Source organism: Streptococcus oralis, assembly GCF_003943825.1.
GTDB classification, from domain to species: Bacteria; Bacillota; Bacilli; order Lactobacillales; family Streptococcaceae; genus Streptococcus; species Streptococcus oralis_CD.
Map to the genome: position 1 here is coordinate 26171 of NZ_RJNJ01000003.1, position 21880 is coordinate 48050.

Genomic DNA, 21880 nt, shown 5'->3' on the forward strand with positions numbered 1-21880 from the left:
GTTTTTAACATTTTGACAAGACCATACCCTGCTAGGAGTACTAATCTTCGGCAATAAAGCCATCATTTTCGATAAAGTGGTGTTCTGTCATTCCTTGGTCTGTAAAGACGATCCCATGAAGGACACCACCATAGACAGCTCCTCCATCCATGCCAATCTTGCCATCCTCTGTTATCCAAAGCTCAGCTGTACCTCGGTCTTGCTTCAGTAAGCCATAAACTGGTGTATGCCCAAAGACAATGGTTTTCCCAGTATGATTTTCGGCTTCGTGGAATGGCTTTCTGAGCCAGACTTTCTTGTAATCTGTTGTTTCATGCCAATCATCCAAGGTCAAGTCAATACCCGCATGAACAAAGATATACTTGTCTGTCTCTACTACAAATGGCATTTGACGAATAAATTCGACCAAGTCTGCTGCTTCAGTCGCAACGCGCTTGGCATCTTCTACGCCATCAACTGGTGCATCCAAGGGACGACCTAGGATTGAGTTAATAGTTGTATCTCCACCATTGCGACGATAATGGTCATAGCTTTCTTCTGGATCATCGAGCCAAGTCAGAAACATATACTCATGGTTTCCTGATAGACAGATAGCTCCATGATTGTCGACCAAATCCTTGACCATTTCTAGAACACGGCGACTGTCTTCACCACGGTCAATCAAATCCCCTAGAAAGAGCAACTGAGTTTGACCATCCCAGGTTTTGAGCAGATCTTCTAACATACCTGCTTTCCCGTGAACATCTCCAATTACATAATAGTCTGTCATTTATTTCATCCTCGTTTGCAATAATTCTCTGGCTTGGGTAAGGGCAGCTTCGGTTACATTTTCCCCAGCCAACATCTTAGCTACTTCCTCTACTCGTTCTTCAAGGGTAAGCAAACGAACTGTGGAAACAGTTGAATGCTCATCGCTAATCTTCTCAATAAAGAATTGATAATCCGCGATCGCAATTACTTGAGGTAAGTGAGAGATTGCTAAGACTTGGCCATGCTGACCAATCTTATGAATCTTTTGCGCAATGGCCTGGGCTACACGACCTGAAACTCCCGTATCCACCTCATCAAAGACAATACTGGTCTTTCCTTCCTTACGAGAAAAGGCTGACTTGATAGCTAGCATGAGACGGGATAATTCCCCACCAGACGCAACCTTAACCAAAGGCTTAAAGTCTTCACCAGGGTTGGTGGAAATGTAAAATTCAACTGTTTCATTCCCCTCACGACTAAATTTACCCTTACTAAAGCGAACCTGGAATTGTGCCTTCTCCATATAGAGGTCTTGCAATTCTTGCTTAATCTCAGCTTCAAGCTGCTGGGCCAAGTCATGGCGAGCTGATGCAAGCTGCCCTGCCAAATCGACAAGTTTAACTTCCAATTTCTTGAGCTCTGCTTCCATGTCTTCGGAAGAAAGATTATTACCTGTCAAGAGATTGTACTCTTCCGTAATCTTGGCAAAATAAAGCAAAACGTCGTCCACAGTTCCACCGTACTTGCGGGTAATAGTATTTATAAGGTCTAAGCGATTCTCAACCTGCATAAGGCGATTGCCATCAAAATCCAAGTCCTCAATAATATCTTCCAAACGCTTTGTAATATCTTCTAAAACATAGTAGGTTTCTGATAGAGAACTTGAAATTTCACGGTATTCAGGGTCATACTCTTCGACACTTTCCATGTCATTCATGGCTGAACGGACATTAGCAAGACTGGAGAATTCCTCATTGTCCAGCATACTGTAGGCATTGGTTAGCGTATCAGCAATATTCTTATGATTGAGGAGTTTATCTCGTTCTTGGTTGAGAGCCAAGTCTTCACCAGCCTGTAAGTTTGCTGCCTCAATCTCTGCCATTTGAAATTCCAACATCTCAATACGAGCCTTGTGTTCCTGTTGGTTTTTCTTGACTTCCAAAACCTGCTTGCGCATTTTGCGATAGGCATCAAAGCTCGTCTGATAGGTCTCCTTCAAGTCCAAGAAAGCAGCATCACCAAACTCATCCAACATCTGGATGTGCAGTTGAGGACGCATTAACTCCTCTTGGTCATGCTGACCATGGATATCCACAAGATGTTGCCCAATAGCACGCAAGACAGAAAGATTGACCATCTGGCCATTCACGCGACTAACACTACGACCATTTTGCAAAATTTCCCGGCGGATGATAATCTCATCACCCATTTCCAAACCTTGCTCATCAAAAAGTTCCTGTAAAAGGCGACTATTTTCAACTGAGAAAAGCCCCTCAATCTCTGCCTTAGGAGCACCGTGACGAATAACGTCTGTCGTTGCACGAGCCCCCAACATGAGATTCATAGCGTCGATAATGATAGACTTTCCAGCACCCGTTTCCCCGGTTAAAACAGTCATACCCTTTTCAAAATTGAGCGAAATCGCCTCAATAATGGCAAAGTTTTTTATCGAAATTTCAAGTAACATACTGACCTACCATTTTTTGACTTGTTCAACAATTTCCTCAGCTGCCTCTGCTGTTCTAGCTACAATTAAGATAGAATCATCATCAGCTAGACAGCTAAAAATCTGTTCAGAAAATGCTTCAACCAACTGACTCTTCACAAAAATAGTATTTCCAGGAATGACAGCAAGGTTAATCATATTTCCCATTAACTCAGAACTCACAATATTGTCCTCAGCCAATTGCAAACTCTTGACGATTGATTTTGGCAACTCATAGATATAGGTGTTGTTCTTCAAAGGAATTTTAACAATCCCAAGCTCCTTGATGTCCCTTGAGACAGTGGCTTGAGTAGCAGAAATACCTGCTTCCTTCAAATGCTCAACAATTTCTTCCTGAGTCCCGATTTGATAATCCGTAACAAATCTTCTAATTTTTTCAAGTCTCTCTTTTTTATTCATCTTTAAATTCTCTATGTGCTCTCTCTACAACTTTTTCTATTTCAGGGGCAACTTGATTACTTGCTCCCTCTTCCTTTTTCAAATATGCCAGAAATTCGATATTTCCATGTCCACCTTGGATTGGTGAATAGTCTAATCCAAGCACTGAAAAACCTTGCTCAACTGCCATAGCAGTGACAGATTCAAGGACAGATTGATGAACCTTAGCATCTCGAATGATTCCATTCTTTCCAATCTGCTCACGACCTGCTTCAAACTGGGGCTTAACCAGAGCTACCACCTGACCTTGATCAGCCAAGACGCGGTGCAAGGCAGGTAAAATCAAACTGAGGGAAATGAAACTCACATCAATACTGGCAAAGCTCGGTTCCTGCTCAAAATCAGTCTTTTCAGCATAACGAAAATTAAACTGCTCCATGCTGACAACCCGCGGGTCTTGACGCAATTTCCAAGCCAACTGATTGGTACCAACATCAACTGCAAAGACCAACTCAGCACCATTTTGCAACATGACATCAGTAAATCCTCCAGTGGAAGCCCCAATATCAATCGTGGTTGCTCCCTCCACTGACAAATCAAAGACCTGCAAGGCCTTCTCTAGTTTTAGACCACCTCGACTGACATACTTGAGTTTTTCACCCTTGAGTTTTAGCTCAGTGTCATCTGGGATTTTCTCTCCTGGTTTGTCAAAGCGTTCTCCATTAAGGACTGCTACGACTAGACCTGCCATGACACCGCGCTTGGCCTGTTCTCGCGTTTCAAACAAGCCCTGTTTATAAGCTAGTACATCCACTCTTTCCTTAGCCATTGATTCTCAAACTTTCTACTACTTTCACAATCGGCGCTGTTTCAAAGCTGACTTGCTGGGCAATTTCTTCTAACTTGGCATTAGCTTGATCCAAGGTTTGGTTACAAAATGCAATGGCCTCTTCCAAGCCCAACAAGGCTGGATAGGTTGATTTTTCAGCCTGCAAATCCTTTTGTGGAGTCTTGCCGATTTCCTCAAAACTAGCTGTCACATCCAGCACATCATCTCGAACTTGAAAGGCCAGCCCAATCAATTCACCAACCGTTTTCAATTTTGCTTGGATTTCAGGCGCCAATTCAGCTATAATAGCTGCTGCTTGGAAAGGATAAGCTAGTAATTTCCCAGTCTTATTGGCATGAATGGTCTGAAGTTCTTCCAAGGACAAATGCTGGTGTTCGCCCTCCATGTCCAAAACCTGCCCTGCCACCATTCCTAGACTTCCTGAAGCAAGGGATAAGTTGGCAATCAAATCCACCTTGATCTGACTTGGCAAATCCGCCTGCGCTATCAAGGCATAGGGATCTAAGAACAAAGCATCTCCTGCCAATATTGCCATCGCTTCGCCAAATTTCTTATGATTGGTCAACCGACCACGACGGTAATCATCATCATCCATGGCAGGAAGATCATCGTGAATCAAGCTCCCTGTATGAATCATTTCCAAGGCCGCGGCTACTTGAGCATGTGCTGGTTGGATAACTACTTGCAAGGCTTCCAGAACCTCTAGCAAGAGAAAAGGCCGAATTCTCTTACCACCAGCATGAATGGAATAGAGAACAGCTTCTCGTAAACTAGATGCAAACTGCTGGTCTCCATAAAAATTTTCCAAAGCCGACTCGACAAGAGCTAATTTTTCTTGCTTCTTCATTCGAAATCACTTTCTGTTCCGTCTTCTTGCATGACCTTAACCAAGGTCTTTTCAGCCTTGTCCAGCGTAGCTTGGAGCTCTTTTGACAAGACCATGCCCTTTTGAAAGGCAGCAATTGCATCTTCCAAAGCAATTTCACCATTTTCCAAACTTTGGACAATGGTCTCCAGTTCTGCTAGATTTTCCTCAAATTTCTTTTGTTTTGACATCTTTAACCTCTAATTCTACTTGACCATCTCGCATCAAAAGCGTCACTTGGTCTTTTTTCTTCAACTTCTCAACAGAATCGACTACTGAATCTTCTTTTTTGACAATAGCATAACCACGCGCCACGATTCGACTGGTATCCAACATCAGCAGGGCTTCTGAAAGTCTTTTCACCTCAGCAACCTTAGCATCATAAACAAGCGCCATTTGGCTACGTAGGAGCTTGTCCAACTGACCTAAACGGTCTTGATAACGCTGGATTTTGGTTATAGGTGATAATTGGACTAGTTGATGCGTCCTTGCTTGGACTAGCTGTTTATTATCAGAAATCCGTGTTCGCAAACTTTGTTTTAATCGTAGTTGTAGTTGATCTAATCGTTGTAAATAACCATCGTACAAGCGCTCTGGCTGTCTAAAGATGACTGACTGACTGCATTTTTTCAGAGCTTCTTTTTTTCTTGACAGGACATTTCGGACTGCTGTTGCCATCCGTTTTTCTTGATTTTGCAAATGGGTCAAGAGATCCAACTTGGTTACAGGTGTTGCCAGTTCAGCAGCAGCTGTTGGCGTAGCAGCCCGTCTATCTGCCACAAAATCCGCCAAGGTCACATCTGTCTCATGCCCAACACTAGAGATGATGGGTAAACGGGATTCAGAAATAGCCCGTACCACAATTTCTTCGTTAAAGGCCCAGAGATCCTCGATGGAACCACCACCACGACCAATGATGAGAACATCTAGGTCCTCACGTTGATTGGCACGCGCAATATTTCGAGCAATTTCCTCAGCAGCTCCATCACCTTGCACCTTGGTCGGATAGAGAAGGATATCAACACCAGGAAAACGCCTGCTGACGGTCGTGATAATATCTCGAATAACGGCTCCACTGCGACTGGTTACTACACCAATTCGCTTAGAAAACTGGGGAAGAGGTTGCTTGAAGCGTTCTTGAAACAGGCCTTCTTCTGTCAGTTTCTTCTTGAGTTGTTCAAACTGAATCGCGAGCGCCCCAACCCCATCAGGCTCAGCCTTTTCAATGATGATAGAGTAGCTCCCACTGGGTTCATAGACCTGCACACGCCCAATCACATTAATCTTCATACCCTCTTCCAAGTCGAAACCTAATTTCTGATAGATCCCTGACCAGATGGTCGCTTGAATGACCGCATGGTCATCTTTTAAGGAGAAATATTGGTGAGTAGGTCGTTTACGAAAGTTGGAAACTTGACCAGTTAAATAGACCCGTTCCAAGTAAGGGTCTTTATCGAATTTCATTTTCAGATACTTGGTCAAAGTTGTTACCGATAAATACTTTTCCATCTCCACCTACTATTCATTTTCTTGCTTTTCCATGGGTATTATTATACCAAAAACATGCTTAAAAATCACCTTTTTCCTACTGAAACTAAAGGAAAAATAGAAAAAGGAGGCTAGGCCTCCTCATCTGATTATTTACTGTTTCGCGCTTCTTCCAAAATCTTTGCAATCTTGGTGGTCAAAAGGTCGATAGCAACTGTATTGCTGACCCCTTCTGGAATGACGATATCAGCATAACGCTTGGTCGGCTCAATAAACTGGTGGTACATAGGTTTTACCACACCTAGATATTGGTCAATCACGCTATCCAAGCTACGGCCACGCTCCTCCATATCTCGCTTGATACGACGAATAATACGCACATCATCATCTGTATCCACAAAAATCTTGATATCCATCAAATCGCGCAGACGCTTGTCCTCCAAGACCAAAATCCCCTCAACGATAAAGACATCCTGAGGCTCCTGACGATAGGTCTTGCTACTCCGTGTATGCGCTGTATAGTCATAAGTTGGAATGTCCACTGGGCGCCCTGCCAACAATTCCTTAATCTGCTCGATCATCAAGTCTGTATCAAAGGCAAATGGATGGTCGTAGTTGGTTTTGACACGCTCTTCAAAGGTCAAATGAGACTGATCCTTGTAGTATGAATCATGCTCAATCATGGAAATCTTTTCATCAGGAAAGTGAGATAAAATGGCTCTTGAAACACTGGTCTTACCACCACCAGAACCACCTGTCACTCCGATAATGATTGGTCTATTTTGCATGCTATCCTCCGTTTTTTTATCCGTCGTCTATTCTATCATATTTTTTGCAAAATTTATAGTCTGATTTGGATAGCCTAGGGGAAACAAATCCTTCCCACACTCCAGTTAAACTAGCTAAAAACCTTTCTTGGCTTGTATAGATTGCCCCTTTTTTCTAGAATAGCTAGCAATGTATCTCCTTCAAAGGCAGCCAATTCCTGGTCTGTTTGGTCTAGCTCGATAAAACGACCAAAGCGCACTTCTGTAGCTTGTTCTGGAGTTAGGAAAACTTTGACAAGGTCCCCTGTACCAATCTCAAGAGGATGGAGAAAGTCCAGTTGACCAGCCTCCACTTTTGCAGCAATTTCGTCCAAGGTAAGAGCATCCTCAAGTTGCAAACCTGCTGCACTAGTCCGAGTCAAATGGGACATATGGGCCGCATAACCCAGCTTCTCACCTAAATCAACCGATAAGGTACGGATATAAGTCCCCTTACTGCATTTCACACGAAAGGTAAAACGCGCAAGTTCGCTCTCATAAGAAATCGGACTTGTCCGCTCAAATTGATAAATGGTCACCTGACGTTCTGGACGCTCCACTTCCTGACCAGCACGCGCATACTCATAGAGCTTGCGACCATTGACCTTGACAGCCGAGTACATCGGTGGAATCTGAGTGATAGGCCCAGTCAGACTAGCAATCGCTTCATAGACAATGGTTTCATCCAAGGGCGACAAAACAGGTGTCTCTGCGACCACTTCTCCACTTGCATCCTCGGTCGTCGTTGAATAGCCGAGAGTGATTTCCCCCTCATAGACCTTGCCCTCATCCTGCATAAATTCGACCATGCGGGTCGCCTTGCCAACTGCAATAGGCAAAACACCCACCACATCTGGATCCAAGGTCCCACCATGACCAATTTTCTTGGTTCCCAAAATCTTACGCAGCTTAAAAACCGCATCATGCGAAGTCATCCCTGCTTCTTTTTTTAAATTGATAATACCGTTCATGTGTTGCTTTCTGATTTCCCTTTCACTTCTATTCCTCATTGTTTAAATCAATTTTTTTAATATCATATAAATCCTCAGAGTAAAATGGTTTACCCGACTCAATTGGTAAAATATATTCAAAATTATCATCCTTTTCAAGCTGTTTATATTTTCCATTAACAACCAAAAAGTAGTCAGCATTTATGTTGTAATATACATCTGGAAAGCTTGAAAAATCAATATCTCCCAGTTCCAATAGGTTACTTTTGCTAAGTGTTAAATGCAAGCAAAGTGCTCCCTCCTTCATAAAGTCTTTAACAGAAAGAGTCGCATATCCTCTAAAAGCTTGTTTTTCTTTACTGAATGAATTTTGATTTTGAAGAGCCTTTTCTTTTATTAAAGGAGTTATCCTATATGAATTTGATATTTTAAAACCAGGGCTAGCTAATGGCTGTTCTTTATCATCAATAACTACTAAATCATATCCTTTCTTTTGTATTGCACTTTCTACAGCTGATTTAAAATCATTCAGAACTGTCTGAGCTTCTTGGCTTGATGCAGAAAGCCTCAAGAATTCTTTAAAACCATAATTCTCATTAATGAAACTGACCTGTGTTAATTTTTGACGAATGTACTTAGCACCTACTTGGATAGTCATTCCATTATCCGATACTTCAAAAATACTAATATCTGAAACGTTACTATCTATTTCTACGCTTTTAAGAGCAACATCATAATTCATTCCCCTAGAAGAATAAAACTCTTTTAATTGTTGAACTTTAGCATTATTTCTAAAGTGGGTTTGAATTGTATTTCCTATAAGTGGAGAAAAAATCCCAATCAAAAATAGAATAAGTAACTTACGACTTAATTTTGGATTATAGTCTTCCTTTTGAAAAATCCAATCTAAATACGGAAATAAAAATAATGAAAAAATGAAACTCCAAAGGTCAATATCTTTTATAAAGTCAAAAGAAACAATCATTTTAAATCTTAGCAAAAACATCAGAAAAATTGCTAAAAAAATATTTCCAAGCAATAGAAAAGCAATGATGCGTTTCGATTCATTTTTTGCTTTTCGCACATAAGATATCCCCACCAGAAGATTAGCCAAAAAACTAATTCCATAACCGAATATAGTTGGAATAAATCCAAAAATAGCAAAGAATAAATTATATCTTGAGTCAGTATCGCCTACGCCTTCAATATTTAAAAGACCATATAGGAGGTTAAGAAAAAATACAACTAATGGTAAATAAGCAATATAAATTTCCGAGAATTTCAAAGATTTTTTCATAGGAATTCCTGTTTCTAAGGTAATACTACTCCCCCTTCAGCGCTTCGAACTTCGCTTTCATAGTTGGATTTTTTCGGGTCAATTTTTTAACTGAAACATCTTCCAGTTTATTATTTGCAAGACGAAGTTGATTTTCAGATGTGGTTAGGAACTTTTTGACCTCTTCCATGCGTTTGATGGCTTTGTCGATTTCATCAATTGCTTTACCAAAGTTGGTTGAAGCAGAGTTGTAGTTTTTAGCAAAAGCTAGTTTAAAGGCATCCAAATCTTCCTCAAAGTGAGTGATATCAATGTTTTGTTCACGGACAAGTGCCAACTCTTGCTTGTATTTTAGGGAATTAAGCGCAGCATTACGCAAGAGACCAATCAACTGAATAAAGAACTGAGGACGAACCACATACATCTTTTCATACTCGTGACTGACGTCAACAATCCCTGTGTTAAAGTAGTCATTATCTGCTTCTAACATAGTCACCAAAACGGCATATTCACAGTTCTTCTCCCGACGATCCTTGTCCAATTCTTTGTAAAAATCTACATTCTTGTGCTTCTTCTCAGTCCCATCCGCTTCATTTTTCATCTCAAACATAATGGAAATGAATTCTAGACCATTTTCATCAAAATCACGGAAGATAAAGTCCCCCTTAGACCCACGCGCAGAGACCTTGTTATCCTTCTCAAAGTAGGCATTTGGAAAGGCAAAACTACGAACCTTGTTAAACTCACTCTCTGCATACTGTTCCAAACTTTCCCCGATAGCTTTTGTGGATTGTTGGGCTTTGAAATTCTTATAGAACTCGACCTGTTCACTAGCTGCCTTGAGCTGAGCTTCGTAATTTTTCTTAACAGAAGCCAAAGATAACTCATTTTCCTTTTCCTGCAAGAGGAGCTGATTTTTGACCTGATCGCGTTCTTTTTCTAAGTCAGAAAGGGTCTTTTGCAGTTGATTTTCATGCTCTAAACGCAAGGTAGCCAATTGGTTTTCCAAGGCCTGTACTTCCTTGTCCTTTGCCAATAAAGCCTGATGACTTGTCTGCTCAACTTCTTTCTTAGCTAACTCTTTCTCTGTATCAAAGTTTTGGATTTGACTCTGTAATTGCGCAATTTCTTGATCCTTCTGAGCCAGTTTAGTCTGTTGCTCATTCATGGCCTTTTGCTCAGCTAAGGCCAGCTCCTGCTTCATTCGATCGTGCAGTTCCTTATCAAACTCAGCCGTTCTCACTTGGGATAAGAGTTCGGCATACTGGCTCTCATTTACTGTAAAGACTTCCCCACAGTTGGGACATTTGATTTCGTTCATAACTTTCCTCTTTCTAGACTTCTGTAACCATTATATCATGCCTGAGGGAAAATCAAAAACAGTGAGTCGAAACCCACTGTTTATATCTGTTACTTTAAATTTTTTCCAAAGCCAAGCGCAAATCTTCAATCAAATCCTCTACATTTTCAAGACCGATAGACAAGCGGATTTGGTTTGGTGTGACACCTGCTGCTTCTAGATCTTTTTCTGACAACTGACCGTGAGTGGTTGTCGCAGGATGGACAACAAGAGATTTGGCATCTGCCACGTTTGCAAGGTCAGAGAAGATTTCCAAATTATCAATTACCTTGCGAGCTTCTGCCTCTCCGCCTTTAACATGGAAGGTAAAGATTGAACCCACACCTTTTGGCAAATATTTCTCAGCCAAGGCACGGTAAGGACTGTCAGCAAGTTTTGGATAATTTACCTTCTCTACCTTAGGATGATTGACAAGGAAATCAACAATTTTCTCTGCATTTTGCACGTGACGTTCAACACGAAGAGAGAGAGTTTCAAGCCCTTGGAGCAAGAGAAAGGCATTAAATGGTGACAAGGCAGCACCTGTATCACGGAGCAATTGAACACGAACAGCGATAATAAAGGCTGCTGCACCCACATCACGAGTATAGCTCAAGTTGTGGTAACTTGGGTCTTCCTCAACAAATTGAGGGAATTTCCCTGAAGCTGCCCAGTCAAAACGACCACTATCGACAATCACTCCTCCAATAGTCGTACCATGCCCACCGATAAACTTAGTTGCTGAGTGAATGGCAATATCTACACCGTGAGAGAAGACGTTAATCAAATATGGTGTGGCAAAAGTATTGTCCGAAACGAGAGGAATCTGGTGTTTATGCGCAATCTCTGCCAATTTTTCCAAGTCAGGAATGTTAATCAAGGGATTCCCCAAGGTTTCAATCAAGACAAGCTTGGTATTGTCATTGATAGCTGCTTCCACTTCCTCTAAATTATCCACATCTACAAAGGTTGTTGTGATCCCATAACGAGGAAGGGTTTCTTTCAAGAGGTTGAAGGTCCCTCCGTAAATAGTTGACGCTGCCACCACATGGTCACCTGCGTGAGCAAGCGCCAAAATAGTGTAGGTTACAGCAGCCATCCCTGATGCTGTCGCTAGTGCTCCAACACCACCTTCAAGAGCTGCAATTCTTTCCTCAAAGGCTGCTGTTGTAGGGTTTGTGATACGAGTATAAATGTTCCCTGGTTTTCTCAAGGCAAACAAATCGGCACCTTCTTGCGTGTCATCAAAAACGAAGGATGTTGTTTGATAAATCGGTACTGCACGAGACTTAGTTGCTGGATCAACTACTTGCCCAGCATGTAATTGTAGGGTTTCAAATTTAAAATCACGAGTCATATGACGACCTCCAAATAGCTTCATTAGGGATATTGTATCATCTTGTGCTAGTCTTTTCCAATACCGTTTTTCTATATTTTGATATAAGGAACAACTATGACTAGTCTTACACATCAAACAAAAAAGCACGATTCACTCGTGCCCGTTTTTTAATCGACATAAGTATCTTCGTTTTTATTGAGGAAAGCGTATGGCAAGCCCATCAAGAGACCTCCTCCGATAAAGTTTCCGACAAAGGTTACACCCCAGTGACGAAGAATATTAGGTATGTCAAAGTTAGCAATTGAATCTGCTGCAACGCTGAACTTAACAATCGCAAAAGAAGCAAAGTTCGCAGCAATGTGTTCGTTTGTTAAGAATACAAACATGTAAATTGCTGATAAGACAAGCCAAAGTTTGGCGCCTCCGTCTTTCACCAAAACAAATGAAAGAATGGCAATGTTTACAAAGATATTGGCTAAAATACCTTCAAGCAAGACTAGCTCATTGGAACGGCTTAACTTCATCTCTACAACCCCTGAAATGAAGCTATCATGTGTTAGATTTGCATAGGCTGCTGAGTGGGCAAAGCCCCAACCTGCTATCAAAGCTCCGATAAGGTTGAACAAGGTACAGTAAAGTAAAATCTCAGCTGTTTTTCTCCATGAAATTTTTTTCAAGAAACTACCAGCTGTCAAAAACATCATATTTGAAGTTACCAGCTCAGCATTCAAGAAAACAATGTAGGCCAATCCCCAAGCAAAAACAAATGGGAAGAGAAAACGTCCACTACCTGGAGCGATCTTATTAATCAAGTCAGCCCCAACTGCGCCTGCAGCCGTACTAAATGTCATAAAAGCACCTGCAAACATGGAACGAATCGCATACTTAAACTTGCTTTGGCTATAAAGACTTTCTTTCTTCTTGCAAGCAAATTCAATCTTTGAGATAAATTCTGAAGAGACCATAAAAAACTCCTAAACTTTTATTTGTGATAATTATAACATAATTCTTGTTTTCTCGAAAGCGTTTTCTGTAAAATTCTAAAATATTTATCTTAAAAATCTTTATCCTAAGCCTTATTATCCTTTTTCATAAGAACTATTTTGATCCTATTTGTTAACATAAAAACCAGTGAAATAGCACTTCACTGGTTCATTCATTCTTAATAACGTTGTCTATACGGTTGATTAAAGGCCTTCAAAATATCCTCAGAAGTCTCAGAATAAGCTTTTGATTCTTTAAAGATTCCTTTGACGATTATACGCTCAGTCGCATTATAATCAACACAGGTAACCAAAGTAATCTCCTTTACGCCGTCACGATCTTCGATTTCATCTACACGGTCAGGTGTAACACGTTTAACTTCTGTAATCTCATAAGTATAAACTTTATCCTTATCGGTCAGGTAAATTTTCATACCTGCTTTGGCATTGACCAAAGGCGAGAAGAGCATTTGACTGGCATTTTCAGCAGTAAAGATATGGTGACTGGCTAGAGAATAGTTGCCTTCTCCCATTTTTTGGTCTGGTTTCATGGTCCCTGCTCCGTAGAACAAGTTTACATTATCCAAACCTTTGAAAATAGGCAGGTTGATTTCTACTTCAGGAATAGCAATACCACCGATAACTGGAAGCTTTTGGGCATCCCATTGAGAAGCCAATACAGCTTCAGATGAAATAGACTTAACAGAGTCAAAATCAAAATTTCCCTCGGATTTTAAATTTTCATCTATATTTTCCTTAGTGACTTGATTGACTTGGTATTTATTGGTATTCCAGACCAAAAAGATATCGCGAATCTTTGAATTAAAAATCAAGGCTAGGGAAAGAAGAATTAAGAAACCCGCTAAAATATTGATAAATAGATTTCTGCGTTTATTTTTCTTACTCTTTTTATTTTTCGTTTTTTTATGAGACATTATTCTGCACCTTCTGTTTCAATTTCAGTCCCAACTTCTTCTTTTTCTGCCGCAGCAACCGTTGTAAAGGTCACAATCTTGGCATCTTGGTCTAGACGCATCACCTTAACTCCCATAGTTGAGCGTCCTGTTTGTGAAATATTGGCAACATTTGTTCGAATCATGACCCCTGTATCTGTGATAATCATCAGGTCTTCATCACCTTTAACAGTGATGAGGCCTGCCAGAGGACCATTCTTCTCAGCAACATTGGCTGTCTTCATCCCTTTACCGCCACGGCCTTTAGTAGGGTATTCAGTAGCAAGTGTACGTTTACCATAACCTTTTTCAGTGATGATAAGGACCTCATCCTGATCAGTGATGACACTAGCACCAACTACAGTATCTCCTTCACGAAGGTTAACTCCTCGGACACCTGTGGCAATTCGACTCATGCCACGAACAGCTGACTGATTAAAGCGAACAGCATAACCAAACTTGGTACCGATGATAATATCCGTATCATCTTCTGTCAGCAAGACATTAATCAATTCGTCTTCATCCTTGAGATTCAAGGCTTTAAGTCCATTTTGACGAATATTAGCAAATTCTTTGACACTGGTTCTCTTCACAATACCGTGACGAGTTGTAAAGAAGAGATAAGCATCATCACTACGTTCAGACTCAACGTTGATGATGGTCTGAATACTCTCACCTTCGTCCAACTTCAAAAGATTGACAACTGGTAAGCCCTTGGCTGTACGACCATATTCTGGGATTTCATAACCTTTAAGGCGATAGACACGTCCTTTATTAGTAAAGAAGAGCAGATGATCATGGGTGCTAGTTGAAACCAACTCACGCACAAAGTCATCATCCTTAACCCCAGTACCTTGAACTCCACGGCCACCACGTTTTTGAGCAGTAAACTCACCTTGATCCAGACGTTTGATATAGCCCTTGTTAGATAGGGTAATCAAAACATCCGTTTCTTCAATCAAATCTTCATCTTCAAGAGTTAAGACTTCTCCGATCATCAACTCCGTACGACGCTTGTCACCAAACTTGCGTTTGACTTCGTCCAATTCTTCTTTGATGATTTGCGCCACGCGCTCAGGTTTGGCAAGAATATCAGCCAAATCTGCAATCAAGGCAATTAATTCATCATATTCAGACTGAATCTTATCACGTTCCAATCCTGTCAAACGACGAAGACGCATATCAAGGATAGCTTGACTTTGACGTTCAGAAAGCTTGAACTTGCTCATCAACTCAGCTTGCGCTTCCGCATCTGTTTCACTGGCACGAATGATACGAATCACTTCATCAATGTGATCCAGAGCGATTAAAAGACCTTCTAAGATGTGCGCACGCGCTTCTGCTTTTTCCTTGTCAAAACGAGTACGGCGAACAACCACTTCTTTTTGGTGCTCGATATAAGCATCCAAAATTTGACGAAGGGACAAGATTTTTGGCACACCATTTTGAATCGCCAACATGTTGAAACCAAAGTTGGTTTGCATCTGGGTCATCTTGAAGAGGTTGTTAAGGATAACGTTGGCAGACGCGTCGCGTTTAACCTCGATTACAAAGCGAACGCCTTCACGGTTGGACTCATCACGTACGGCTGTAATGCCCTCAATTCGTTTTTCCTGAACCAAGCGAACAATATGCTCATGCACCTTGGTTTTATTAACCATATAAGGGAATTCCGTTACAACGATGCGCTCCCGACCCGTCTTAGTGGTTTCAATCTCTGTACGAGAACGAAGGACAATGGAACCTTTACCAGTCTCATAAGCCTTATGAATACCTGATTTCCCCATAACAAGAGCACCAGTCGGAAAATCTGGACCAGGCAAGACTTCCATCAAGTCCTTAGTCGTCACTTCAGGATTGTCCATAACCAACTTCACTGCATCAATGGTTTCACCCAAGTTGTGAGGTGGAATATTGGTTGCCATCCCAACAGCGATACCCGTTGCTCCATTGACCAAAAGGTTTGGAAAACGAGCAGGCAAAACCAAGGGTTCACGTTCGTTAGCATCGTAGTTATCTGCGAAATCAACCGTGTTTTTATTGATATCACGAAGCATTTCAAGAGCAATCTTGCTCATACGTGCCTCAGTGTACCGCTGCGCGGCAGCACCGTCCCCGTCCATAGAACCAAAGTTTCCATGCCCATCAACAAGCATGTAACGGTAGCTCCACCACTGAGCCATACGAACCATGGCTTCGTAAATAGAGGAATCTCCGTGTGGGTGGTATTTACCCATAACATCCCCTGTAATACGGGCTGACTTTTTATGAGGTTTGTCTGGTGTAACACCTAGTTCATTCATTCCGTATAGAATACGACGGTGAACAGGTTTTAAGCCATCTCGAACATCAGGAAGGGCCCGTGCAACGATAACGCTCATGGCGTAGTCGATAAAGCTGGTCTTCATCTCCTTTGTCAGATTGACATTCACTAAATTTCTATCCTGCATTCATAAATGCCTCATTTCACTATTAGTAATTAGATATATTATACCATAATTTGTCCTTCATTTCAGTCTTTGAAAACCACTAAAACGTTTACATCGATAACCGAATAGAATATTCGTGACAAAGCTTTTTAAAAGTGATAGAATGAAAGTGTCTGGGGATTCCCCTAAAAAAAATGAAGGAGATGTTTAGATAATGACTTCAACTAAACAACACAAAAAAGTGATCCTTGTTGGTGACGGTGCCGTAGGTTCATCTTACGCTTTCGCACTTGTTAACCAAGGAATTGCACAAGAGCTTGGAATTATCGAAATTCCACAATTGCACGAAAAAGCTGTTGGTGATGCGCTTGACCTTAGCCACGCCCTTGCCTTCACTTCACCTAAAAAAATCTACGCTGCTCAATACTCTGACTGTGCGGACGCTGACCTTGTTGTTATCACTGCAGGTGCTCCTCAAAAACCAGGTGAAACTCGTCTTGACCTTGTAGGTAAAAACTTGGCAATCAACAAATCAATCGTAACACAAGTTGTTGAATCAGGTTTCGATGGTATCTTCCTTGTTGCAGCTAACCCAGTTGACGTTTTGACTTACTCAACTTGGAAATTCTCTGGATTCCCTAAAGAACGTGTTATCGGTTCAGGTACTTCACTTGACTCAGCACGTTTCCGTCAAGCACTTGCTGAAAAATTGGATGTTGATGCTCGTTCAGTTCACGCCTACATCATGGGCGAACACGGAGATTCTGAATTTGCGGTTTGGTCACACGCTAACATCGCTGGTGTAAACCTTGAAGAATTCCTTAAAGATACTCAAAACGTTCAAGAAGCTGAATTGATTGAATTGTTCGAAGGTGTTCGTGACGCTGCCTACACAATCATTAACAAAAAAGGAGCTACATACTACGGTATCGCAGTGGCACTTGCTCGTATCACAAAAGCAATCCTTGATGACGAAAATGCAGTACTTCCACTTTCAGTCTTCCAAGAAGGTCAATACGGTGTTAAAAACGTCTTTATCGGTCAACCAGCTGTTGTTGGTGCACACGGTATCGTTCGTCCAGTAAACATCCCATTGAACGATGCTGAAACTCAAAAAATGCAAGCATCTGCTAAAGAATTGCAAGCTATCATTGATGAAGCATGGAAAAACCCTGAATTCCAAGCAGCTTCTAAAAACTAATGAAAAGAAGGTTCTCATACATGGGAACCTTTTTCTTTTTACACAGAATCATAACTCAACTTCTCAAATAAAAAAAGCCTGTCGCACAAGCTCAAATACTTGATATGACAGGCTTTTTGAAAATTCATTATTTAACAGCGTCTTTAAGAGCTTTACCAGCTTTGAATGCTGGAACTTTAGAAGCTGCGATTTTGATTTCTTTACCAGTTTGTGGGTTGCGACCTTTACGTGCAGCACGCTCACGAACTTCAAAGTTACCGAAACCGATCAATTGAACTTTTTCACCAGCTGCAAGGTATTCAGTTACTGCTGCAAATACAGCGTCAACTGCTGCTGCTGAATCTTTCTTAGTCAATTCTGTAGCTTCTGCTACTTTAGCGATCAAATCTTGTTTGTTTGCCATGTTAACAAATCCTCCAAATAATTTCTAATTAACAAATATAATCATATCCTAAAATCGGCTATAGGTCAAGTCAAAAACACTATTTTGACCATTTTTTCTCTATTTTTTTAGGAATTGTAGCGAATTAGAATCGCCCAAGCATTCTCTCCAGTATGAGTTTGAATAATAGAGCCAGTTTCCAATACAGAGATTGGCTTCTCAACATAAGGTTGCAATAATACCTTCATCTCATTCGCCCATTCGTTCGTTCCAGCATAGGAAATTCCAATCTCTGCAACTGATTTTTTGGAAAGAGTCTCAGTTAATTCCTCAAGCCACTTTTTGAAAGTTTTCGCTCCACGTCCTTTGACGATTGGTTGGAGTTCGTGGTTTTTCATCTGCATTACTACACGAATATTCAAGAGTGAGCTTAGTAATCCTGTCACACGTCCAATACGACCACCCTTAACTAAGTTTTCTAGCGTCGAAACACCGATATAGAGTTCTGTATGATTTTTGACGTCCTCTACATGAGCTAAGATCGTTTCTAAGTCTTTACCCTCTTTAGCAAGTTTTGCGGCTTCAACAACTTGGAACTTCATCGCTTGATCTGTAAAGGAACTATCAATAACCGTTACATCAGCAGTTGAGAGACTTGCCCCTTGGCGAGCAGCTTCAACAGTTCCAGACAAGGCATGGGACATGTGAATGGCGATAATTTGACTACCATCTTTACCTAGTTCTTCAAAGACCTCAGCAAAGACTCCTACAGGTGGCTGGCTTGTTTTAGGCAGATTCTTACTTTGTTGCATAAGATGAAGGAATTCTCCCTCTTTCAAATCTGCATCCGAATAAAGCACACTATCAATCATAACTGATAGAGGGACAACTGTGATATTTAATTCTTTAACTACTTCTGGTTCGATAGTAACAGAAGAGTCCGTTACAATTTTTACTTGTGTCATAATTCAATCTTTCTATTCTTCTCGATAGGATTGGGATTTTCTCCTTTATTATATCAAAAAAATGATAAAAAATCATAAGTGATCCGATGAAAAGAACTGAATTTTTGGTATAATCTATCTATAGAAAAGTGAGGAACAGCCATGATTCGAAAACTTCAACCGATTATCACCATTATTCTTGGAGCTGCTATCTATGCCTTCGGTCTTACCTACTTTGTTGTTCCGTATCATTTATTTGAGGGAGGGGCGACAGGTATTACCTTGATTACCTACTATCTTTTTAAGATTCCTGTCTCATTGATGAACCTCTTGATTAATATCCCTTTATTTATCCTGGCTTGGAAAATATTTGGACCTAAGACCCTCTACTCCAGCCTTCTAGGATCTATTTCACTTTCCGTTTGGCTAGCAATCTTTGAGCGCATTCCTTTGCACATCGACTTGCAAGGGGATCTCATCATTGTCGCTTTAGTCTCAGGAGTCTTACTGGGGGTTGGTTTAGGAATTATCTTTAATGCTGGTGGAACCACTGGTGGCTCTGATATCGTTGCCCGTATCCTCAACAAATACACCAATATTTCGATTGGTAAATTGCTCTTTGGGATTGACTTTTTTATCCTAATGTTGATTTTGATTATCTTCCAGGATCTTCGTCTAGTTACCTATACCCTCTTGTTTGACTTTATCATCGCTCGTGTTATCGACTTGATAGGCGAAGGAGGTTATGCTGGTAAAGGATTTATGATTATTACCCAATATCCTGATCAATTGGCCAAAGAGATTAACGATGAACTCGGACGTGGCGTTACCTTTATATCTGGTCAAGGCTACTACAGCAAAAAGGACTTAAAAATTATCTACTGTATCGTCGGTCGAAACGAAATCGTTAAAATGAAGGATATGATTCACAAAATTGATCCTCAAGCCTTTATCACCATCACTGAGGCTCATGAAATTCTGGGTGAAGGATTTACTTATGTGAAAGATTAAAAAAGCTGGGAATTCCCAGCTTTTATTCTTCTTCTGCGAGGGTTGAATGGCGGAACCCGTAAGTAAAGTAAATGACTAGACCAACTAGAAGAGCAATGCCAAAGGCAATCCAGGTATCTAGACTATATTGAAGCATAAAGGAAACACAGATAAAAATGGAAAGAATTGGCAAAAGTGGCACCAAGGGAGTTTTAAACTCTCCCTCTTTTGGCATACCCTTATCCTTTCTAAGTTTTATTATTCCATAGGCTAGCAAAATGAGATAAGCTAAGGTACAGATATTTAAGAAGGCTGCAATACTAGCTAGAGGAAACACTCCTGCAGCAATGGCTGAAGCAACTCCTGTTAAGAGGGTTGCATTTTTAGGAACGCGACTAGTCTTGCTTAATTGTTTGAAACTTTGAGGTAAAAGTCCATCACGAGCTAAGCTATAAATCATCCGAGACAAAGCATAAGTCATGGAGATACATACGGTTATCAGGGTTAGAATGGCTACAAGCGAAACATAATTTGCCGCCCAGCCGATACCTATACTCCGTAATGAAAATGCTATTGCATCGTCCACATTGAGCTTACTGTAGTGAACAATCCCTGTCAATACTAAGGTTACCAAAGCATAGAGAATGGTGACGATTGTCAGAGAAAGCACTATTCCGCGAGGAATATTTTTTTGCGGTCTTTGAATTTCATCAACTGCCATGGAAATAGACTCAAATCCGAGAAAACCAAAGAACATCAAAGATGCACCTGCCATAATCCCAGTACTTCCACCATATAGTTGACCAAAACCGAATGGAGCAAAATTCGTCCAATTTTCTGGCTTGATGTACCAAATACCAACTAGGATAAATAAGGCGAGAGCTGAGAATTTCAAGACCACTAAAAGCGAATTAAATCTCAAAGCTGCCTTAGAATTTAATAAAACCAATCCCGTTACCAATGTCAGTACTAAAATAGGCAAAAGATCGATATAGGTTCCCTGTTCAGGATTAAAGGTTCCATTTAAGGCTTGGGGCATGGAGATACCATAATTACTGAGCAATCCCTTAAAGTAAGCTGCCCAGCCAGACGCCACACCTGAAACAGCCGTCATGAATTCCATGATGGTCAACCAGCCAGCAATCCAGGCTGGCAATTCTCCTAAAATCGCATAGAGGTAACTATAAGCACCACCAGTTGCAGGCACACGAGAGGCAAATTCTGCGAAGAAGAGGGCTGATAGAGAAACACACAGAGCAGAAATCACAATGGAAATCACTAGTGATGGACCAGCTAGTGTAGCCGCTGCTGTTCCAGTAATGGTGAAAATTCCCGTTCCCACCATGGCACCAATTCCTAGTAAAATCAAATCCCATAATTTCAAATGGCGATGCATCTCTGTCTGTCTCAGACTAACATCCTTGGTTCTAAAAATATTCATACTTCATCTCCACTAAATGTAATTGTTTTATTTTACCATATAAAAGTATTTTTGTGAATATTTATTAGGTTATTTTTTGAAAAAAATTCTGAACAGAAGGGATTCCTGTTCAGAATTTGCATTTTTACCCACTGATTCTTTCAATTTGTTACTTATCAAGCGAGTAGGCTCAACAGTATACTCCATTGAAAGTTTTTTGGGGATTTGAGATTTTTTAAACTTCAAAGTAAGGGAACGGACGGTCACTATCTAAAGGACGATTTGGAACTTCTTGTTCCAAAATAGCGCACCAACCTGATACCAATTCTTCAAAAGTCAGTTGTGCTTCTGGAGAAGCCGTTGTCAGCTTCCGTCCAAACCAAGCCATGGTTGCAGTCTCAAACTGAAGCATGGCGTACTCGATTACTGGTACATTTGCCTCTTCATAATTCTCATTTACTGCACGTGCCACACCTGGTGCTTGTGGAAGGAGTTGATTGCTGATTTTATCGATAAGAGTCTCATCCATCTCTCTCCATGAAAGAAGTTGACCATTTACCTGATAAAAGAGCTCAAAGGTTTCTTGATTTTCCTTAAAATTAGCAAGAACAAAAGCACGTTCTACCGACTCAGGACCACCAGCAGCTTTTACAGCGTTTATCAAGAGGTTTTGTTCCATTTGTCGCCAATAATCATCTGCTTCTTCTGCTAGATCATTTGTAAACGGTGGAACAATTTCCTCGACAGGAATTTCACCTTTATTCGCTTTTTCAACATTACCAAATAATTTTTTTAAAAATCCAATTTGCTT

Annotated in this window: 21 protein-coding genes; 2 read left to right on the forward strand and 19 right to left on the reverse strand. The window is 40.8% G+C overall.

The window, feature by feature from the left end; translation table 11 throughout:
• Window positions 1-40 precede the first annotated feature (40 nt).
• The 15 genes from D8863_RS03195 to gyrA form a co-directional block, all read right to left on the reverse strand.
• Window positions 41-769, reverse strand: a complete 729-nt coding sequence (locus tag D8863_RS03195; RefSeq protein WP_125422609.1) for a metallophosphoesterase family protein — start codon at window positions 767-769, stop codon at window positions 41-43.
• A complete protein-coding gene (gene recN, locus D8863_RS03200) occupies window positions 770-2437 on the reverse strand; it encodes a DNA repair protein RecN (protein ID WP_125441065.1) in 1668 nt (555 codons plus the stop codon).
• Between the two features lie 6 nt (window positions 2438-2443).
• Complete coding sequence (locus D8863_RS03205) at window positions 2444-2875, reverse strand: arginine repressor (RefSeq protein WP_001034390.1); 432 nt, start codon at window positions 2873-2875, stop codon at window positions 2444-2446.
• Window positions 2868-3683, reverse strand: a complete 816-nt coding sequence (locus D8863_RS03210; RefSeq protein ID WP_125441066.1) for a TlyA family RNA methyltransferase — start codon at window positions 3681-3683, stop codon at window positions 2868-2870. The genes D8863_RS03205 and D8863_RS03210 overlap by 8 nt, the downstream gene beginning before the upstream one ends.
• Window positions 3676-4551, reverse strand: a complete 876-nt coding sequence (locus tag D8863_RS03215; RefSeq protein WP_125441067.1) for a polyprenyl synthetase family protein — start codon at window positions 4549-4551, stop codon at window positions 3676-3678. The genes D8863_RS03210 and D8863_RS03215 overlap by 8 nt, the downstream gene beginning before the upstream one ends.
• Window positions 4548-4760, reverse strand: coding sequence for an exodeoxyribonuclease VII small subunit (locus D8863_RS03220; RefSeq protein WP_000043226.1), 213 nt, complete (start codon window positions 4758-4760; stop codon window positions 4548-4550). Before D8863_RS03220 ends, D8863_RS03215 begins: the two co-directional genes overlap by 4 nt.
• On the reverse strand, window positions 4738-6078 hold the full coding sequence (gene xseA, locus D8863_RS03225; protein ID WP_125441068.1) for an exodeoxyribonuclease VII large subunit: 1341 nt from the start codon (window positions 6076-6078) through the stop codon (window positions 4738-4740). The genes D8863_RS03220 and xseA overlap by 23 nt, the downstream gene beginning before the upstream one ends.
• 128 nt (window positions 6079-6206) lie before the next feature.
• A complete protein-coding gene (gene udk, locus D8863_RS03230; protein ID WP_001181369.1) occupies window positions 6207-6845 on the reverse strand; it encodes a uridine kinase in 639 nt (212 codons plus the stop codon).
• Between the two features lie 110 nt (window positions 6846-6955).
• Window positions 6956-7834 carry a tRNA pseudouridine(55) synthase TruB gene (gene truB / locus D8863_RS03235; protein WP_125441069.1) on the reverse strand — a complete coding sequence of 293 codons (879 nt, stop codon included), beginning with the start codon at window positions 7832-7834 and terminating at the stop codon, window positions 6956-6958.
• Between the two features lie 28 nt (window positions 7835-7862).
• The gene (locus D8863_RS03240) at window positions 7863-9110 is read right to left on the reverse strand and encodes a glutamyl-tRNA amidotransferase (RefSeq protein WP_125441070.1); all 1248 of its coding nucleotides are present in this window, start codon (window positions 9108-9110) and stop codon (window positions 7863-7865) included.
• Between the two features lie 25 nt (window positions 9111-9135).
• Window positions 9136-10410, reverse strand: coding sequence for a DUF2130 domain-containing protein (locus D8863_RS03245; RefSeq protein ID WP_125441071.1), 1275 nt, complete (start codon window positions 10408-10410; stop codon window positions 9136-9138).
• A gap of 94 nt (window positions 10411-10504) precedes the next feature.
• Window positions 10505-11785 carry an O-acetylhomoserine aminocarboxypropyltransferase/cysteine synthase family protein gene (locus D8863_RS03250; RefSeq protein WP_125441176.1) on the reverse strand — a complete coding sequence of 427 codons (1281 nt, stop codon included), beginning with the start codon at window positions 11783-11785 and terminating at the stop codon, window positions 10505-10507.
• Window positions 11786-11934: 149 nt separating this feature from the next.
• Window positions 11935-12732: a formate/nitrite transporter family protein gene (locus D8863_RS03255; RefSeq protein ID WP_093585587.1), complete on the reverse strand. Its 798-nt coding sequence runs from the start codon at window positions 12730-12732 to the stop codon at window positions 11935-11937.
• A 197-nt stretch (window positions 12733-12929) separates the two neighbouring features.
• On the reverse strand, window positions 12930-13685 hold the full coding sequence (locus D8863_RS03260; RefSeq protein ID WP_000018508.1) for a class A sortase: 756 nt from the start codon (window positions 13683-13685) through the stop codon (window positions 12930-12932).
• A complete protein-coding gene (gene gyrA, locus D8863_RS03265) occupies window positions 13685-16153 on the reverse strand; it encodes a DNA gyrase subunit A (protein ID WP_125441072.1) in 2469 nt (822 codons plus the stop codon). The genes D8863_RS03260 and gyrA overlap by 1 nt, the downstream gene beginning before the upstream one ends.
• A 193-nt stretch (window positions 16154-16346) precedes the next feature.
• Here gyrA and D8863_RS03270 point away from each other — a divergent pair, with 193 nt between their 5' ends.
• Window positions 16347-17333 carry an L-lactate dehydrogenase gene (locus D8863_RS03270; protein WP_000204722.1) on the forward strand — a complete coding sequence of 329 codons (987 nt, stop codon included), beginning with the start codon at window positions 16347-16349 and terminating at the stop codon, window positions 17331-17333.
• Between the two features lie 127 nt (window positions 17334-17460).
• Here the strand turns inward: D8863_RS03270 and hbs are convergent, their stop codons facing one another.
• Both hbs and D8863_RS03280 read right to left on the reverse strand, forming a co-directional pair.
• Window positions 17461-17736, reverse strand: a complete 276-nt coding sequence (gene hbs, locus D8863_RS03275; protein WP_001284636.1) for a non-specific DNA-binding protein Hbs — start codon at window positions 17734-17736, stop codon at window positions 17461-17463.
• Between the two features lie 107 nt (window positions 17737-17843).
• Window positions 17844-18680 carry a DegV family protein gene (locus D8863_RS03280; RefSeq protein WP_125441073.1) on the reverse strand — a complete coding sequence of 279 codons (837 nt, stop codon included), beginning with the start codon at window positions 18678-18680 and terminating at the stop codon, window positions 17844-17846.
• Window positions 18681-18821: 141 nt separating this feature from the next.
• Between D8863_RS03280 and D8863_RS03285 the strand changes: the two genes are divergently transcribed.
• On the forward strand, window positions 18822-19670 hold the full coding sequence (locus D8863_RS03285) for a YitT family protein (protein WP_000619787.1): 849 nt from the start codon (window positions 18822-18824) through the stop codon (window positions 19668-19670).
• Between the two features lie 22 nt (window positions 19671-19692).
• Here the strand turns inward: D8863_RS03285 and D8863_RS03290 are convergent, their stop codons facing one another.
• Together D8863_RS03290 and D8863_RS03295 are read right to left on the reverse strand one after the other, a co-directional pair.
• Window positions 19693-21090, reverse strand: a complete 1398-nt coding sequence (locus D8863_RS03290; RefSeq protein WP_125441074.1) for an APC family permease — start codon at window positions 21088-21090, stop codon at window positions 19693-19695.
• A 214-nt stretch (window positions 21091-21304) separates the two neighbouring features.
• A complete protein-coding gene (locus D8863_RS03295) occupies window positions 21305-21874 on the reverse strand; it encodes a hypothetical protein (RefSeq protein WP_125441177.1) in 570 nt (189 codons plus the stop codon).
• Between the last annotated feature and the right edge of the window lie 6 nt (window positions 21875-21880).

Excerpts from the sequence above, each read along its gene's own strand:
- D8863_RS03195 (WP_125422609.1), bottom strand. The coding sequence starts at position 769 with ATGACAGACTATTATGTAATTGGAGATGTTCACGGGAAAGCAGGTATG.
- recN (WP_125441065.1), bottom strand. The coding sequence starts at position 2,437 with ATGTTACTTGAAATTTCGATAAAAAACTTTGCCATTATTGAGGCGATT.
- D8863_RS03205 (WP_001034390.1), bottom strand. The coding sequence starts at position 2,875 with ATGAATAAAAAAGAGAGACTTGAAAAAATTAGAAGATTTGTTACGGAT.
- D8863_RS03210 (WP_125441066.1), bottom strand. The coding sequence starts at position 3,683 with ATGGCTAAGGAAAGAGTGGATGTACTAGCTTATAAACAGGGCTTGTTT.
- D8863_RS03215 (WP_125441067.1), bottom strand. The coding sequence starts at position 4,551 with ATGAAGAAGCAAGAAAAATTAGCTCTTGTCGAGTCGGCTTTGGAAAAT.
- D8863_RS03220 (WP_000043226.1), bottom strand. The coding sequence starts at position 4,760 with ATGTCAAAACAAAAGAAATTTGAGGAAAATCTAGCAGAACTGGAGACC.
- xseA (WP_125441068.1), bottom strand. The coding sequence starts at position 6,078 with ATGGAAAAGTATTTATCGGTAACAACTTTGACCAAGTATCTGAAAATG.
- udk (WP_001181369.1), bottom strand. The coding sequence starts at position 6,845 with ATGCAAAATAGACCAATCATTATCGGAGTGACAGGTGGTTCTGGTGGT.
- truB (WP_125441069.1), bottom strand. The coding sequence starts at position 7,834 with ATGAACGGTATTATCAATTTAAAAAAAGAAGCAGGGATGACTTCGCAT.
- D8863_RS03240 (WP_125441070.1), bottom strand. The coding sequence starts at position 9,110 with ATGAAAAAATCTTTGAAATTCTCGGAAATTTATATTGCTTATTTACCA.
- D8863_RS03245 (WP_125441071.1), bottom strand. The coding sequence starts at position 10,410 with ATGAACGAAATCAAATGTCCCAACTGTGGGGAAGTCTTTACAGTAAAT.
- D8863_RS03250 (WP_125441176.1), bottom strand. The coding sequence starts at position 11,785 with ATGACTCGTGATTTTAAATTTGAAACCCTACAATTACATGCTGGGCAA.
- D8863_RS03255 (WP_093585587.1), bottom strand. The coding sequence starts at position 12,732 with ATGGTCTCTTCAGAATTTATCTCAAAGATTGAATTTGCTTGCAAGAAG.
- D8863_RS03260 (WP_000018508.1), bottom strand. The coding sequence starts at position 13,685 with ATGTCTCATAAAAAAACGAAAAATAAAAAGAGTAAGAAAAATAAACGC.
- gyrA (WP_125441072.1), bottom strand. The coding sequence starts at position 16,153 with ATGCAGGATAGAAATTTAGTGAATGTCAATCTGACAAAGGAGATGAAG.
- D8863_RS03270 (WP_000204722.1), top strand. The coding sequence starts at position 16,347 with ATGACTTCAACTAAACAACACAAAAAAGTGATCCTTGTTGGTGACGGT.
- hbs (WP_001284636.1), bottom strand. The coding sequence starts at position 17,736 with ATGGCAAACAAACAAGATTTGATCGCTAAAGTAGCAGAAGCTACAGAA.
- D8863_RS03280 (WP_125441073.1), bottom strand. The coding sequence starts at position 18,680 with ATGACACAAGTAAAAATTGTAACGGACTCTTCTGTTACTATCGAACCA.
- D8863_RS03285 (WP_000619787.1), top strand. The coding sequence starts at position 18,822 with ATGATTCGAAAACTTCAACCGATTATCACCATTATTCTTGGAGCTGCT.
- D8863_RS03290 (WP_125441074.1), bottom strand. The coding sequence starts at position 21,090 with ATGAATATTTTTAGAACCAAGGATGTTAGTCTGAGACAGACAGAGATG.